A 15,038-nucleotide genomic window follows, 5' to 3' on the forward strand; every position below is an offset into this window, starting at 1 on the left:
AGAGAAGTTTTGGTTTTTTAAAATATTTCTTTAGGCCATTTGAACCGTTTGTATATGATGCAAAATAGAGCGACCTAATATTTCAGCTAATTGAACAGGAACGGCATTCCCAATTTGCGTATATTGTTTCATTAAGGAGCCTGCAACTCTAAAGTCAGTAGGAAATCCTTGAATAAATAAATACTCCTCTATGCTTAAAGGTCTGTCTTCATAAGGATGGCCTAAATTTGTACTTTTCTGTGCTGGTGATGTCAAAAGTGTTGGAGAAGGTTTATTAACACTTAAACGACGGAAGAAACCAACTTTTCCTCCACCAGAATTGTACGCTCCACCCATTGCTTCGCGTACAATTTCATCTCCATGCACCCTTAAATCGCGCCAGTTTCCTCCACCTTGAGGGATCAAACGCATAAAGCGTAAGCGCTCTTCGGAATAGTTCATATAATGATGCTCTGTTATATTTAAATTCTCTAATACCTGCCCCATTGTTACCCAAGGTAATTTTCCATCACTACCGTCTTTGTTATGCGTTGATTCCGGGAATTCAAATTCTATTCCTAAATCATTTCGAACGCCTACAATAAAAACTCGCTCACGTGTTTGAGGGATTCCATAATCTGCAGCGTTAATAATGGATAATTTTACATTATAGTTACCAAAATGCTGTAGTAAATGGTTTAGAGCACTTCCTTGTTCTTCTTCAGGTTCTAAAGGAGGATGTTCAATTCCTCGTTTATTTAACGGACGATGCTTTAAAGCAGCCGATAATAACCCTTTTACATTCTCTAGTAAAAAGAATTTAGGCTGAACTTCATTTACCAAATCTGCATATTTTAACATTGCCTGTCCTCTTGGGTCTTCAAATGCTTGTCTTTTTCCTGCTGTACTAAAAGATTGGCATGGACTCCCACCGATCATTAAATCTAACTCTTCGTCTGGGGCTAAACCAGCATCCGTATAAATAAGCTCTCGGTTATATGCCATAATATCGCCTTGAATAACATTTAATTCGGGATGATTGTTGCGCAAAGTCTGACAGTAGACTGATTCAAGTTCAACGCTTAAACGAATATCAAAACCAGCACGTTCAATACCTAAGTCTAAACCACCAGCCCCAGCGAAAAAAGAAACTGCTGTTCTCATATATTACACCTCACTATGGAGAGTATAGCATTTTATCTACGATCGGTCCAGTATAAATATTTAAAATTCGATAATAAAAAAGCCTCTCAGTAGAAAGTGCAGGAAAAGTAGCGGCCTGACTGCATAAGTTTCGGGAAATTTAGATGTTTCTCCCTTCAAGAATTGAATAGTTTTTTGGAAGTTTTAATTTCTAAATATTTGAGATGCTAGCTGAATTTAATAATTTTTTTAATCCTTGTACACTTATTAATGGCTTTTTATGTACCATGCGATGGCAATTAGAACATAACATAGCCAAGTCTTCTATTTTTGTTGTTTCTCCATCCTTCATTTCAGAAATAGGCTTGGTATGATGTGCTTCTATGAAATCTTTTCCACGTTCTCCATATACTTCTTCAAAATTTATCCCACAAGCCTCACAATACAATTTTCCATGAATTTGGATGAATCTTTCCTTTGCCTTCTTAATTAATTTGTAATTACGCTCTTTATATCTGTGAACCCTATAAGCTTCTTTACCTTCTGGAAATCCTTCACCTTCTTCTTCAAAAATTTTTTCATACATTGGATCATTAATATCGATATTTTTTTCATTTATTCGTATTAATACATCAGTAACAACCTGAACTTCTAATCCTTTTTCTTTTAAAAAATTAATTGCGTCCAGTAAGTTAATCCCCTTAAAAACTCCTTTGTGATTATTCTTTAAACCAAGGTGATGGAGTATTCCCATCGCTTGGAACCCTTTACTTTCCTTTGAGTCAAGACCTAGTATATCTTCATCAAGTGTTCTATGGGGCTTTGAATTAAATAAATATTCAAAAACTACTTTATCTCTAAGTAATTGTTTATAGGAATTATATTCTCTGTCTCTTTTTGTTACTTCAAGAGGCGGAAATATAAGATCCTTATTGGATTTTCTTTCTTCTTGGACATCGGTATTAATAGTTTTAAATGAGACTTCAAAAAATCTTTTTCCTGATTTCTTCAAGACAATTAATGGGCTGTTTGAAACATCATTTGAGTTTTTTTTGTACTTAGCATAGATATCTGGATAAAGTTTATGCAAGATTTCTGAAAAACTTTGGGGCCAGGTCAATCTAGATTTAGGATTATCACCTGATCCCATTCTTAAATGAGAGAGGTGAGATACGCCTTCATGTTCAAGTGTAATAGGCCTTCTTTTATTTTGTTCCATATTTTCTATTTGAAAAAATGTACGACTTTCAACCGATATAAGTGTTTGATTTGAAAGAAAAGCTGATTTATCTAGCTTTTTAGTTGCTGTATCATCACTAATAACAGTCCATGATGGATCGTTATTTTTTAATTCATTTAGGGGAGGTAGAATCTTATAACCATAATCCCGCAACCTATCTTTAGCAATTTTTTTTTCTTCATCAGTAAATAATGAGTTATATTCTGCTTTAAGTATTAAGCTCTCTACAGTAAGGTCTAACCTTTCTTCTTGCCAGAGTTTAATGAATCCGTCGGTTGGTGTAGTAGTATGTATTAGCTGCTTAGCAACTGTAACTCCATCATCGGAATTAGATAACATAGATAGAAATGCAGAGGCATTATAACCTACGTCAACCTTTGTTTTTTTGTAAATATTAAACATTTCAGAATGAAACTTTTTTCTTAAATCCATTTAATGCCCCTCCTTATTTAACTACTCAGACCTGGCTGAAAAAGCGGTCTTGATTTTACTATAATAGAGCGTACTTTCGTAACTTCTTATCAACATATCAAATATTATCCTTTTTAAGTTCGTCATCCTTTTTTTCTAAATAGCGATAGATCGTTGTCCTAGAAACGCCCCATTTTTCTGCTATATCTTTAATCGGTGTACCACTCTCAATTAAAGACTTCATCATTTCAATATCCTTTGATTCGAATTTCTCTGGACGCCCGCCGAGACGGCCCCGTGCTTTGGCAGCTACCCGCCCTGTAGCCGAACGCTCTTGAATAAGATTCCGTTCAAATTCTGCAAATGCTGCAAAGAGATGAAATATCAGCTGGCCGGTTGCGTTGCCGCGATCCATCGTCAGATTTTCTTGAAGGCTGTGAAAGCCAATCCCCTGTTCGTTCAAGTTGTTTACGATCTGGATTAAATCCTGCATGTTTCTCCCGAGACGGTCTAACCGCCAGACCACAATTGTATCTCCTTGACGAGCATATGTAAGAGCCTCTTCTAATCCTGGGCGTTGTTTTTTTGTGCCGCTCATTTCATCGTGGAAAATTTTAGTACATCCATACTGAGTTAAAGCACCTGTCTGCATATCCAAATTTTGCAGACCTGTCGAAACACGAGCATATCCAATTAACACCAGTTATCACTCTTTTCACTTTTTCTCTTGTATTCATTGTAACATAACATAAAAAACGAATAGGTTATTGAACATAGAATAGTGAACAGGGTTTTGTAACAAAAAACAATAAAAAAGCACTCTTTTAAGAACCGGTGTAAACGATAAACTGGTAAGAGCAGTTTTCCACAAATCAGTTTGACCTCCCATTGCGCAGAAAACCGGGCTTCGACAAGTGATATGTTTTTCGATTCAGCTTATATTGATCCTTATTAATCTATGCTATCTGCTTAAAGCGTTTCACTACATCTTCGAGGACATTCTCTATTGTATCTATGTATTCTTTCTGCCCACGATTTCAAAAAAAATAGGCAACCTCAGTCCACATAAATACCGGGCTCAAGCTGCCTAAATTATCTCTTTTTATTTTCTTTCTACTTGACAGAGATCACTCCAGTTTTAAAACTTGAGTACCTAATAAAAGATTATTCTCTCCTTTCAAAATGATCGTTAATGTCTTCCATTGCTTCTTTGATATCTTTGTTGCCTTCAACAACTTTAATAAATTCTTCAAAACCTTTAGTAGCCCCTTCGATGAATCTTTCCCAATCTTTCATCGGTCTCCCTCCTTTTTTCCCGAAAGGTTCTTCTCCATGCTGGCTCCTATAGTGGTCCCTGCAATTGTCCCTATGCCAAATCCAATCGCTGCAATTGGTCCACCTCCTACTACAAGGCCAATACCAGTCAATGTGGATGCACCTGCAGCTCCACCGACTAAACCTCCAGTTGTGCTTCTAATTATGATGCCAATAGGATTCATATTTTCCCCCCATTCTATTTTTACCATCTTTCACTGCAAGATTGTTCCTGCTTTATTTGCCTACATAAAAATCACGACCCTTCGTTGGCTTTAAACTGTACTCAAAAACAGTTCCTTAAAGGTAACCTTTCTCTTTCAGAGAAACATATTTGTTAGCACAAACAATGATATGATCTAAAACATCAATCCCGATAATTTTGCCCGCCTGAGATAACCTTTTCGTTACGTCTATATCTTCCGTACTCGGTGTTGGGTCATTACTTGGATGATTGTGTCCAACAATAATAGAGGCAGAATTGGATAAGATTGCTGACTTCAATACTTCCCTTGGATGAACAATGCTTGCATTTAAGCTGCCCACGTGACAAACATTAATTGAAGTCGGTTGATTTTTCGTATCCAGGCAAACTACCATAAAGTATTCCCGATCAGCATCTGCCAAAAAACGCTTCATTAACTTATAAGCATCTTCTGGTGATTTAATATTCCTTTCGGGGTACAAGAAACTCTGTTCCTTTACCATTTTCAAACTAACGATACTAACCCTCTTCGCTGCTTTCTTTTGTGTTAAAGACTTTTCAAATAATTTTAATTGCTCCTGCTTACCAACTAGATATTTCATCTTCTTCCTCCAATCATAAAATGACCCCATTCCATGTGATGGAAATGAGGCCATTTTATTTTGATATGTTCATTAGAATAATATATATTTGTAAACCATTACCTTACGTTTACAGATAAAAATCCATACATCTTATCTATATAATTGTGTGAGTCTTTGTCAGAAAAATAGTTTTTGAAGCGGAAATACACATGTGAATCAATAGGTTAACAACATATTTATAAGTGTTTAAATCAATTTGGAGCTATAAATTCTTTTACGATTTCGTGAATAAGGTTAGGGAGGCTCGGAACCTTCCAATTATCCGGGATCGTAACAGGATTTATGCCCAATTTTTTCAAGTCCTTAACTGCCGTATCAAAAGATTTCTTTCCCTGTAAACAATTTTCCCTTGCTTTCCACACCGACCTTTTTCGTGCGATATATTTTAAAACCTCAACTAATCGTTCTTTGTATTTTTTTCTGTGATTAGATTTTTCTATAATTGATTTCGCTTTTTTTATACTATAGTATCCTTCTAAGCCAACTGTCTTTTCGTAATAATAAAGCAAATTCTCCATCGAAGTTTGGGGGTCGGATAGCTTGTATAATGATTTTTGTATGTTATTTTTTTGGACTATATTGTTTACTTTTGGCTTTTTACACTGTACCTCAAAGCGGAGAATATCTCTTGGAGTTGGATGTTGCTTATACTCATCCAATACCTGAGCCATTTGGAATGACTTATCGTAAAAATTAATACAGACAGATTTGTTTTTTACATAATAAGCATTGGAAAAGGCTTTTTTACGCTTACTGATGGGATCATACTTCTCCACTATTTCGAAACTCTTGGGTTTATCAGCCCTCCTAATCAGTTCCATATATTCTCGTGCGCCTTGAATTTGTACGTTTATGCAATAATCGATTCTTTTGACCTTATAGGTAGAAAGTTTATCGAAGTTGAATACTACTGGAGATGTAGTCTCTAGTGATAGAAAGGAAACTTTAACACCTGCAAATGCTTCCCTAAATGCCTCAGTTACTTCTGGATAGTCACTAAACTTGGTGACTTCAATATATTCATGTTTTTTGATTAATCTCTTGGGATTCAAGCGAATTCCTATAGCATGGTAATGCACTTCATTTCTATTGGCTTTAAAGGTGTCGTGCTCTAAATAAATTATCATGCCTCTCTCTTTAAAAAGATCACATTCAAAACTTGAGCCTATGGCCCTTTTAAAAAACCTCACTCCTTTATCATTAGAACAATTTTTCAATGCATTAAATAATAAATTATAAGCACGACCATTCATTTGCTTATATAAATAAACTGTATGGTACATCTTTTTCATCACACCCTAAATCGTTTTTAGGATGTTGTTATACGCAATATTATTTTTCATAGAATACTTTATCTTACAGCAGTTTCCAACACATACAGGAGTAAATACAACCAGAAAGAAGACAATAAATATACTTATATATATTGGATTTGAGCCAATCATTTGGACACAAAAAAGTTAAGTCCTATTTCTTTATGATGGCATGAAACGATTCGATACCAAAGTATGAATAAACGAATTGTTTTATTAAAAATAAAAAAGTATAGGACAGCTTTCGCCCTATACTTTTTATCTCTTTTCTTTTATGTACTCTTTGGCTCTTTGATAATCGATTTTGAAAATTTTCACTGAAGAATTCGCTACGTTTAAAACCTTTTCTATAGTTGTTACTTGCACCTTTTCTATTTCTTTCCCATCGTCTGGTTTAAGAATGACTTGATGCTTATATAATTCTTGATATATCTGCCTTTTATCCTTGCTGGATAAATGTTTTTCTTGCCCGCTGGTTTTTAGCAAATCTTCAATCTTACCAAAAATATCGGCCTTAATGTATAAAACATTTTCATTTTCAATCCAGCCTAAATTTTTAGTATGGTCGATTGCTGGATTATTTTTATCCTTATAGTCAATTAATTTATTCACCTGGAGTAAGTTCAGTAGATTACTAAGAAAGACATCATGCTTTTCTATGCTCGATTTTACACTATTTGATTCTAAAGAATTTGCGACAATACTTTCAGCTTTTAAAATTCGTTGGGCCTCGTTGTAATACTGTTCTTTTAGCCCTGCATTTATCGCTTCTACCTCTTCCGCACAGTCTAAGAATAATTTAAAACCGACTAAAAGCAGAGAACTCATATGAATTTTATTAATATCATACTCAATACCCTTGTCATTAAAAGTTGCATAGCCGGCTTTATATAAACGAACAAATTCTTTTCTTACATTTTCCCTTTCGCCTATGTCGTTAAAAGCCTCTTCAATAATACGAACAAAGTAAGATAGTCCTGTTGTAAGAGACTCTGGGTTAGATTTTAGCTTTTCAAGAAGAATAGTATTCACTTGGATATTGTCAATGTTTACGTTAAGTACAAAATCTTGATCAAGATTGTCCTCACTTAACAATAGTGTCATATTCTCTAAGTGGTCATTTTGTAATAACTTACGAGACATCTGAATTTTCCTATTATTTTTTTCAGTATTTACAATAAAGATCCCATCTCTAATTTTTGAAGACCTACTTCTCAGTTCCTCTTCAGTACAAGATAAATTCGAATGAAACGCAGCATTAATACTATTCAAATTCTGTTTTCTGTCGTATAAATTACAAAAGAGATTCGCAAATCCAGCTCTTCTGAGAACCGAATTATCTCCCGATATACATATTAGAAACTTATTTATACCCGATTTATTATAGTTAATCAAGCTTGTAAATAAGGATAATATTGAATAAGAAAGAAGTGGAATAGTTACTTTTTTATCGGCAATATCCAACATACTTAAAACGACTTGAAAGGCTTCCTTGAGTTCCATGAACTTATCCACTTTGATTTTGTACTTGGACTTTATATTCTGATCGTAAACAATATGCTTTTCCGAAGGAGTTATTACAGGCACATAGCTCCAACCTTCCCCACCTTTTATCCAACCTATTTGATCTGTATAAATTACTCTGGATTCATCTTTCAACTGAGTTGTAGCGAATTCATTAAAAGCGATGAGATACCTATTGTAGCTCTTAGCGAATGAGTTATCAGTGGTTATTCCAAAAAATTCTTTTATGCTTTTTGCAGAAAGCCATTCTGCTTCTTCTAGCGCGCTCTTTGTAATATCAAGTAAAAAAAATTCATACTTTTTCTTGACCGCTCTTATGAGGCAAATTCTCATCCCTGTTTCCTTTTCTAGTAAACCATTAGAGTAGTCAATCCTACACATTGGAAAAATAAAAAATTCATTCAGTACGGTTTCATTGTCGGGTTCGACAATTTTTAAATCCTTATTTACAAACATATTAATACGTGTTTTTTGAAAATACGATTAAATTTTCTTCCTTTTTCACGAACTTGCTGTATTGCACTATCCTTCATCTTTATTTTTTTTGATAGATGCAGAATAGGAAAACCTTTTATAATTTCCATTATGAGTCTCCTGATAAGTGATTTTTTATTAACTGGTAAACAGTAATTCAATTGAATGAAAGGGCCGAATAAGAACAAAAATTCACAGTATAATCATAATAGAATTAATCCATTCTTTCCATATAAAGTTTATTCTGTAATCTATAATGCTGGAATCCTGTAACTATATCTTCAAGTCACATTTAATCTAATGATATTAACCCTCTGGACTCTCCATTAATTCTAATTGCTGGAATTTTTTTCATCATGTATGAATTCACCTTCTTTCTCAATCGCAAAACAGCCCCACTTTTTATAAAAGTGAAGCTCCTGCTTTATTATATTCATTTTGATAAAATCATATATTTTTAAGTGATTATGTTACTTTTAGCATTCAGTTAGGACTTCTAAGGTAAGCTAGAGATCTGTTTATGATTGCCCATTCTTTTAGGTAAATAACAAAAAAAGGAATGGCTTATATTCACTAAACCATCCCTTTTCTCTATTTTTGAATAATGTGCCCTAAACCTTCTCCTATAATTTCACCAATCTTCCCCCCTTTTTCCCCACCTATTGTTGTGCCTATGATCTTACCTATCTTCCCACCAATTTCCCTACCAAATTTCCCATCGCCACCCATAAGTTTATTGCTCATTATTTTTCCCATTTTACCCCTCCTTTCAAATAACAAAAGACGATATCAGATGCTAAGGCAGTATAGTTTATATAAAAAAGCACATTCAAATGTCTTTTCTATATATCCGGTTACTTGTCTTACATAATGATATCGTCTAATGATTAGTTTTATTATTTGAATTAAACCATTGTAGCGTTACAGAATTTTAGTGCTGAAAAACGTATTCTACTTTAACTTCAAATCTCCTTCAAGAGAACAAAAATAAATTCACTTTTATTCAATATACTCATGTTTACGTATCTAGCTCAGTTACATGTCTCATCTTAATCGGGTATTAAAAGATATTTAATAGGTACTTCTCTGCAAAACCTTCTGTGTTAATACCTTTGAATTTTTATGGAAATTTATCTTATCTACTCACATTACAGATTTAATTAATCATTACAAAAATATTCAGTCAGTAATCAGTCTTTTTTTAGCTTTACTAAAAGGAGAGAACCGTGGTCAACAATGTTAATTAATGAATAGTAATTATAAATAATTTTCAATAAACAATAAAGTAAATCTAAAAGCTTGAGTTCTATATTATTAATTTGATCAGATATGAAAGGAGGATTATTGCATGTTTAATTCATACGATGATTTGGTTCCCCTCGAAGACCTAATGGAAATATTAGACATAGGCAGAAATAAAGCCTATGAATTATTACAATCAGGAGAAATTAAATCATTCAAAATCGGTAAAGCATACCGAATACCAAAATTGTGTATTCAAGACTATGTCCTGACTAAAGTTCAAATGAAAATCGGACAACAAGAATAAACCAACTAATATTCTCTTTAAAAAACAGCGCTCTTTTAGACGCTGTTTTTATATTTTACCAGTAAACCAATTAATAAGGGGAGGAAACCAATATGGCAGGAAGAACAGTAAAGAAAGACGGCAAGAGTTGGTACTTCGTATTGACCCATGGAATAAAAGAGAACGGCAAGCCGAGACAATTTAAAAAGCGCGGTTTCAAAACCAAACAAGATGCTTTACGGGCTCTTCACGAACTTGAGCAATCCCTAATGACAAATTCTTATATAAAGCCAACAAAAATGCTTTACAGTGATTATTTGCTCAATCAATGGCTTGAGGATAAGCAAACTAAAGTAAAGAAGCAAACTCTAAACACATATAGATGGATCGTCGAGAAACATGTACTCCCTTCTCTAGGACACATAGAGATAACTCTGCTCACCCCTATGGTAATCCAGAAGCTTTATAATCAGCTAACTAAAGAAAAAATCCTTTCTGATGAAAATGTACAAAAAGTACACACCCTTATAAATGATTCTCTAAAAAAAGCGGAACGCTGGGGTATTATATCTAAAAATCCCGCTTCACTTGTTGATAGGCCAAAAGCAGAAAGAAAGGAAATAAAGGTATGGGGTGTCAAAGAAGTCCAGACTTTTTTAAAATACGCTGAAAATTATAACCGATACTACATTGCATTTTTATTAGCATTAACAACGGGAATGAGGCAAGGGGAGATACTGGGGCTTCGGTGGAAAGATGTCGATTTTGAAAAAGACTGCCTTCGAATCACCCAAACATTAAGTACTGACGGGAAAGAAATATTTCCTTATACAAAAACCAAGTCAGGAACAAGAACAGTTGATTTACCTGAGGAAACTCTTATACAGTTGGAGAAGCATAAAAAACTAGTAGATAAAGAAAAACAAGAACTTGGTGCAGCTCTCTATAAAAACATGGACTTAGTCGTTTGCACGGCAACTGGTACCCCAACTAACAAAGACAATATTCGGCGAACCTTTAAAGCCATAATAAAGAAGGCTGGACTGCCTATGATAAGATTTCATGATATGAGACATACTCATGCAACGCTCCTACTATTACAGGGAGTAAATCCAAAGATTGTATCAGAACGTTTAGGACACGCCGATGTAAGAATTACGCTTGATACTTACAGTCATCTTTTGCCTAGCATGCAAAAGGATACAGCCGTTCAATTTGGTAAAATGTTATTTGACGAGGATTATAACCAATAGGTGGGAAGTAGTCAAACCTCTTACTTAAGTATCTTGCAAGAAAAATCATTTGATATTCCGTCCACTTGCTCAGTGGCGGAATATCATTTTTTTATTTTTCTTGTGGGGGAAACCCCATAATTTATATCTCCAATTTTTACAGAAAACTAAATTTTTTTCACATGGATGAATCGAAAAGATGATCAAAATAATTGTTCTTGACCATTTCTTGACCAGCTACTTAAAATATTAATCAAAAACAAAAAAACACCACTTCCGAAGAAGTAGTGTTTTCATAGAGAAACCGTGTTCCTGACGCTCTCTCAAGGGTTTTAACACCCAATGATTCCTACTGGGTTCGAACCAGCGACCTCTACCCTGTCAAAATTGTTGACTTATTTTTTACTTAGTTAAACACATTAAATATGTTAATGAAGTATTGTTTAGTACGCGTCATACCAGGAAATAGCGCCTAGTATATTTTTAAATCAGTAAAATAATTATTTTTAGTACTTTAAATGAAATTAAGTACTGTGCAAGTTTTGTGCAGATTTTTGTTTAAGTGTAGTATGTGGCTAATGTGAAAATAAGAATACTTTTTATTTTAAGGAGGATTAGAATGGAAAGAAACGGTTTTTCATGGGAACCTGGAAAGAAAATAAGAAAATTGATCCCTCAATACTTAGAAGAAAATATAGATAGAGAATTTAAGTTGATAGATATACAAAATTACATAAAGAAGAATATGCCTGATATGCCAGTTAGTAAACAAATGATTAACGGCGCCTTTTACTCTATAGCAAATAAGCCGCAAAGTGAGATAATAAAAATACATAGAGATTATTATATATTTCGTTCATCAAGAATTGTTAAAAAAAATGCCACTAATTCTATTACACCTAAAATTGACAAGATACTAGGTGAAACAGTGGAAAGAATTAAAAATGAAGCAAATAATATAGATATTCTTGACATAGAACCTAAAGCTTTAGGAGAAATACAACAGTTAGTAAAAGAATTATTAAAACTCAAACAAGGATTACGTAAATAGGATTAACTAAGTTCCGAGAAAAGTAAGTGGTAATAATTAGAAATTCGAAGTTTTTATACTCTATATGCTGATCCATATTATTCAAATAACCCAATTATCGGTATTGAAAGGATATTATGCTTCGTTTTTCTGACTCCATGATCAGGATATGGTATATATGTTTTATCAATTCAGGTGCAACGGCCTATAAGTGAAACTGGGCTAATTCGTCCTCCTTAGCTCCCTTGGATGGTTTTGAATAGAGGTCTAATCCTTATAACAAGAGAGGGCCGGAATAATAGATACACTCTTAATCATTACTCAAGGTATCATTAATTTCAAGGTTTTCCATTATGCCGCCCATAACGTTTTAAGCTGTAACACTTTTCACAATGTGTGATAAAATCGCGTTAAAACAGGATTTAGAGAGCTAATAAGTGTAATATCTTTAACGAGAAATTATACTTGTTACTTCAATGCGTTAGCACATTGTTAGCAAGTTACTTTGCTATTTGGAATAGTATTGAATGTCATTTTAACTAGACCGAGATTCCAATTTCGGTCTAGTTTTTATACTGTTGAACATTTGGAATAAACTCCAGTCCAATTGCTATAGTAATATCATTAATACTTTTACAAACCTATTCCACAAACAACTTTAAATTTTGCAAGATGCACTTTATGTATTGGATTAAAAAATCTTAACATCAATAAAAAATCAATCCTCAACAAGGTTTAAAAAATTCCTAAGCACATTTATATACTTTTAATATATATAAAGATCGTTCAAAATTAAACCATAACTTCGTCAAAATGGATTTCTAGCGCTTTAAATAGATAAAAAAATGCCTCTGGGGAAGTTTTTTTGACATTGTTAATATTTCTAGGCCGCCAAATTTTCGTTTCATCCCCTCTAAGGTTTAATGGCCTCTCTATTTTCCAATCTTCAATTTTATCACCACTAAATCGTTCAATTTGGTCTCTGCCACTTAATAGAATCTGTGAAAGATATGCTGCTTTAGCTGCACTTACAAGAGCATCCCTCATAAGGTAGTTACGTGTAAAGATATAGTCCGTTATTTTTGAAATACCTTCTTGCAGGCTTTTAAACTCTTCAGCACCTATTGAACCTTGAGCACAAATTATTGTTGATGTATAGAAGATGTCTAGTAATACTTCATCTACCTGAAGAGATTCTTTCTCCCTATAAACTAATTCTTGTGATGCAAATTTTCTAAATGTAGTATTAACTATTCCTACATTTTCCATTTCATTAAACAAATTTTCAATATCAAATAACTGCTTAATTATTTCTAATTCTTTACCCTTCCCATATTGAATGCCAGTTGTCTGTGGTGCAAAGGCAGTTAACTTATCTCCTAGGATACTATCTATACTTGGCATGCGGACAGTTGCAGCCGGCTCGTCATAGGATATGAATTCACAATTTATTTCTTTATCTACTAATTCCGTATAATGGTTCTCCTCAAACAATATATCTAGTAGAATATATCTTTGTTCACTAGGATCAAGAGCTGAATTATAAAATAATTTATAATGTGCCTTTGGTATACCACTAGCATGTCTGTTGTTTTCTTGCCATGACTCAAACACATCACTTTTTTGCACTATAGCATCAAGCAAAGAATCAATATCTGTTTCGTCTTTCTTTCTTTCAATTATTATGTCAATATCAATCGAAAATCTGTGTACTTTGTTTAGTAAAAGTAATAATGATGTTCCACCCTTAAAAATAAAATCTAAATCACTTAAAGATAATAACTCCAAAAGATGTAATGCCTTAGTCACCTTTTCAATCAGTTCTGGGTTTGCCAGTCTTTTTCTTCCAAACTGTTTTGATAAGTCGTTTATCCATTCTTTTTCAAACGTCTTTGTAGCTATCATGCGGCATCTATTCCCCTTTTTTTTCTAATTCAATATTTGTGTTGAATTTAATAAAATTGTAAATTTCTTCATAAACCCCCCGCTTTACAGCATATCTCTTTAATGTTGAGTTATTAATAGTGAATTCATTATAAACATTTTCAAAAATGTTTACTTTTTCCTTCCCTTGATACATTATATATAAATCCTTATATGTGAATAAATCAACTAGTATTTTTTCGATTTTAGGTATTGTTAGTCCATCTTTTTTTGCTATTGGAGCTTCTGCAGTTAGTGTTTTTAAAATAATATTAGATTCACCTTTTAACATATACCGCTCAATTTCTAATTTATTCGGGTCTAGTAATACATTTTTTTCTATAGAATATATAACATCAAATACTGCTCCTAAAGATGCCGATTCAACTTCTAAAATTATATTATTTGTTAAAGGTTGATGAATCATATAATTAGATAGCCAGGAGGTATCCCAAATCGCAAAGTTTGTATAAGGAAATTCTTTTTTTATTTTTCTACTTATCCTTTTTATATTTTTGTTAATTTTTGGGTTGAACAACCTCTCTACACCAACTTCATAGATACCTCTTGAAATATTCCTTATTACTCCTGCATTTTTTAGCTGATAAACCCTCCACCTGAAAGTAGTTTCTTTTAAATCTGGTTCGAACTTACAATAATAATTATATAAATCCTTTAGAGAAAACTTTTCATCCTTAAAATGTTCCTTTATCTCATCCGCTTTCAATACCGACACAGTGTAATACACCTCCATCATGATTTTTGTAATTTATTGCCTCTTCAAAAGCAGGTTCATTATTTTTTGATATTTATATATATCTAAGTATCAAAAAACGGACGTTTATAATTTTGGGTTCAATTGTTTGATCATTCTTCCTATGCTATTCTAGGAACCACATCCAGACCCAACAATCGGATGTTTTTAGCTTTTCTATCCGTTTGTTTGATCACTATCCTTGTTTTACTCTAGAAGCTAACCCTAGACCCAACAATCGGATGTTTTTAGCTTTTTTATCCGTTTGTTTGATCACTCTCTTTATTTTACTCTAAAAGCTAACCTTAGACCCAACAATCGGAT

The 15,038-nt window shown here is 33.3% G+C and carries 14 protein-coding genes; 3 read left to right on the forward strand and 11 right to left on the reverse strand.

What is annotated here, in order from left to right:
- Window positions 1–30 precede the first annotated feature (30 nt).
- The 9 genes from VP98_RS16575 to VP98_RS18995 form a co-directional block, all read right to left on the reverse strand.
- Window positions 31–1,143: a DNA cytosine methyltransferase gene (locus tag VP98_RS16575; protein WP_046176506.1), complete on the reverse strand. Its 1,113-nt coding sequence runs from the start codon at window positions 1,141–1,143 to the stop codon at window positions 31–33.
- 190 nt (window positions 1,144–1,333) lie between these two features.
- Window positions 1,334–2,794 (reverse strand): HNH endonuclease, encoded by a 1,461-nt coding sequence (locus VP98_RS18660; protein WP_231584206.1) that lies wholly within the window; start codon window positions 2,792–2,794, stop codon window positions 1,334–1,336.
- A gap of 97 nt (window positions 2,795–2,891) precedes the next feature.
- Window positions 2,892–3,473 (reverse strand): recombinase family protein, encoded by a 582-nt coding sequence (locus VP98_RS16585; RefSeq protein ID WP_046176507.1) that lies wholly within the window; start codon window positions 3,471–3,473, stop codon window positions 2,892–2,894.
- A 464-nt stretch (window positions 3,474–3,937) separates the two neighbouring features.
- Window positions 3,938–4,069, reverse strand: a complete 132-nt coding sequence (locus VP98_RS19370) for a hypothetical protein (RefSeq protein ID WP_269431511.1) — start codon at window positions 4,067–4,069, stop codon at window positions 3,938–3,940.
- Window positions 4,066–4,272: a hypothetical protein gene (locus VP98_RS16590; RefSeq protein ID WP_046176508.1), complete on the reverse strand. Its 207-nt coding sequence runs from the start codon at window positions 4,270–4,272 to the stop codon at window positions 4,066–4,068. The genes VP98_RS19370 and VP98_RS16590 overlap by 4 nt, the downstream gene beginning before the upstream one ends.
- 115 nt (window positions 4,273–4,387) lie before the next feature.
- Window positions 4,388–4,894, reverse strand: coding sequence for a RadC family protein (gene radC, locus VP98_RS16595; protein ID WP_046176509.1), 507 nt, complete (start codon window positions 4,892–4,894; stop codon window positions 4,388–4,390).
- A 233-nt stretch (window positions 4,895–5,127) separates the two neighbouring features.
- Window positions 5,128–6,228 (reverse strand): hypothetical protein, encoded by a 1,101-nt coding sequence (locus tag VP98_RS16600; protein ID WP_197076614.1) that lies wholly within the window; start codon window positions 6,226–6,228, stop codon window positions 5,128–5,130.
- Window positions 6,229–6,507: 279 nt separating this feature from the next.
- The gene (locus VP98_RS16605; RefSeq protein ID WP_046176511.1) at window positions 6,508–8,229 is read right to left on the reverse strand and encodes a hypothetical protein; all 1,722 of its coding nucleotides are present in this window, start codon (window positions 8,227–8,229) and stop codon (window positions 6,508–6,510) included.
- A gap of 609 nt (window positions 8,230–8,838) precedes the next feature.
- On the reverse strand, window positions 8,839–9,003 hold the full coding sequence (locus tag VP98_RS18995; protein WP_156151418.1) for a hypothetical protein: 165 nt from the start codon (window positions 9,001–9,003) through the stop codon (window positions 8,839–8,841).
- Window positions 9,004–9,595: 592 nt separating this feature from the next.
- On the opposite strand from VP98_RS18995, the gene VP98_RS16610 reads away from it, so the two are divergent.
- The 3 genes from VP98_RS16610 (at window position 9,596) to VP98_RS16620 (ending at window position 12,058) form a co-directional block, all read left to right on the forward strand.
- Window positions 9,596–9,796 (forward strand): helix-turn-helix domain-containing protein, encoded by a 201-nt coding sequence (locus VP98_RS16610; protein ID WP_046176512.1) that lies wholly within the window; start codon window positions 9,596–9,598, stop codon window positions 9,794–9,796.
- Between the two features lie 92 nt (window positions 9,797–9,888).
- Window positions 9,889–11,028: a tyrosine-type recombinase/integrase gene (locus tag VP98_RS16615; protein ID WP_046176513.1), complete on the forward strand. Its 1,140-nt coding sequence runs from the start codon at window positions 9,889–9,891 to the stop codon at window positions 11,026–11,028.
- A gap of 598 nt (window positions 11,029–11,626) precedes the next feature.
- Window positions 11,627–12,058: a hypothetical protein gene (locus VP98_RS16620; protein ID WP_046176514.1), complete on the forward strand. Its 432-nt coding sequence runs from the start codon at window positions 11,627–11,629 to the stop codon at window positions 12,056–12,058.
- 771 nt (window positions 12,059–12,829) lie between these two features.
- On the opposite strand, the gene VP98_RS16625 is transcribed toward VP98_RS16620, so the two are convergent.
- Together VP98_RS16625 and VP98_RS16630 are read right to left on the reverse strand one after the other, a co-directional pair.
- Window positions 12,830–13,942 carry a nucleotidyl transferase AbiEii/AbiGii toxin family protein gene (locus VP98_RS16625; RefSeq protein WP_046176515.1) on the reverse strand — a complete coding sequence of 371 codons (1,113 nt, stop codon included), beginning with the start codon at window positions 13,940–13,942 and terminating at the stop codon, window positions 12,830–12,832.
- 7 nt (window positions 13,943–13,949) lie between these two features.
- A complete protein-coding gene (locus VP98_RS16630) occupies window positions 13,950–14,696 on the reverse strand; it encodes a DUF6577 family protein (protein WP_046176516.1) in 747 nt (248 codons plus the stop codon).
- Between the last annotated feature and the right edge of the window lie 342 nt (window positions 14,697–15,038).

This window comes from Domibacillus indicus (assembly GCF_000970685.1).
In the GTDB taxonomy this organism is placed as follows: Bacteria; Bacillota; Bacilli; order Bacillales; family Domibacillaceae; genus Domibacillus; species Domibacillus indicus.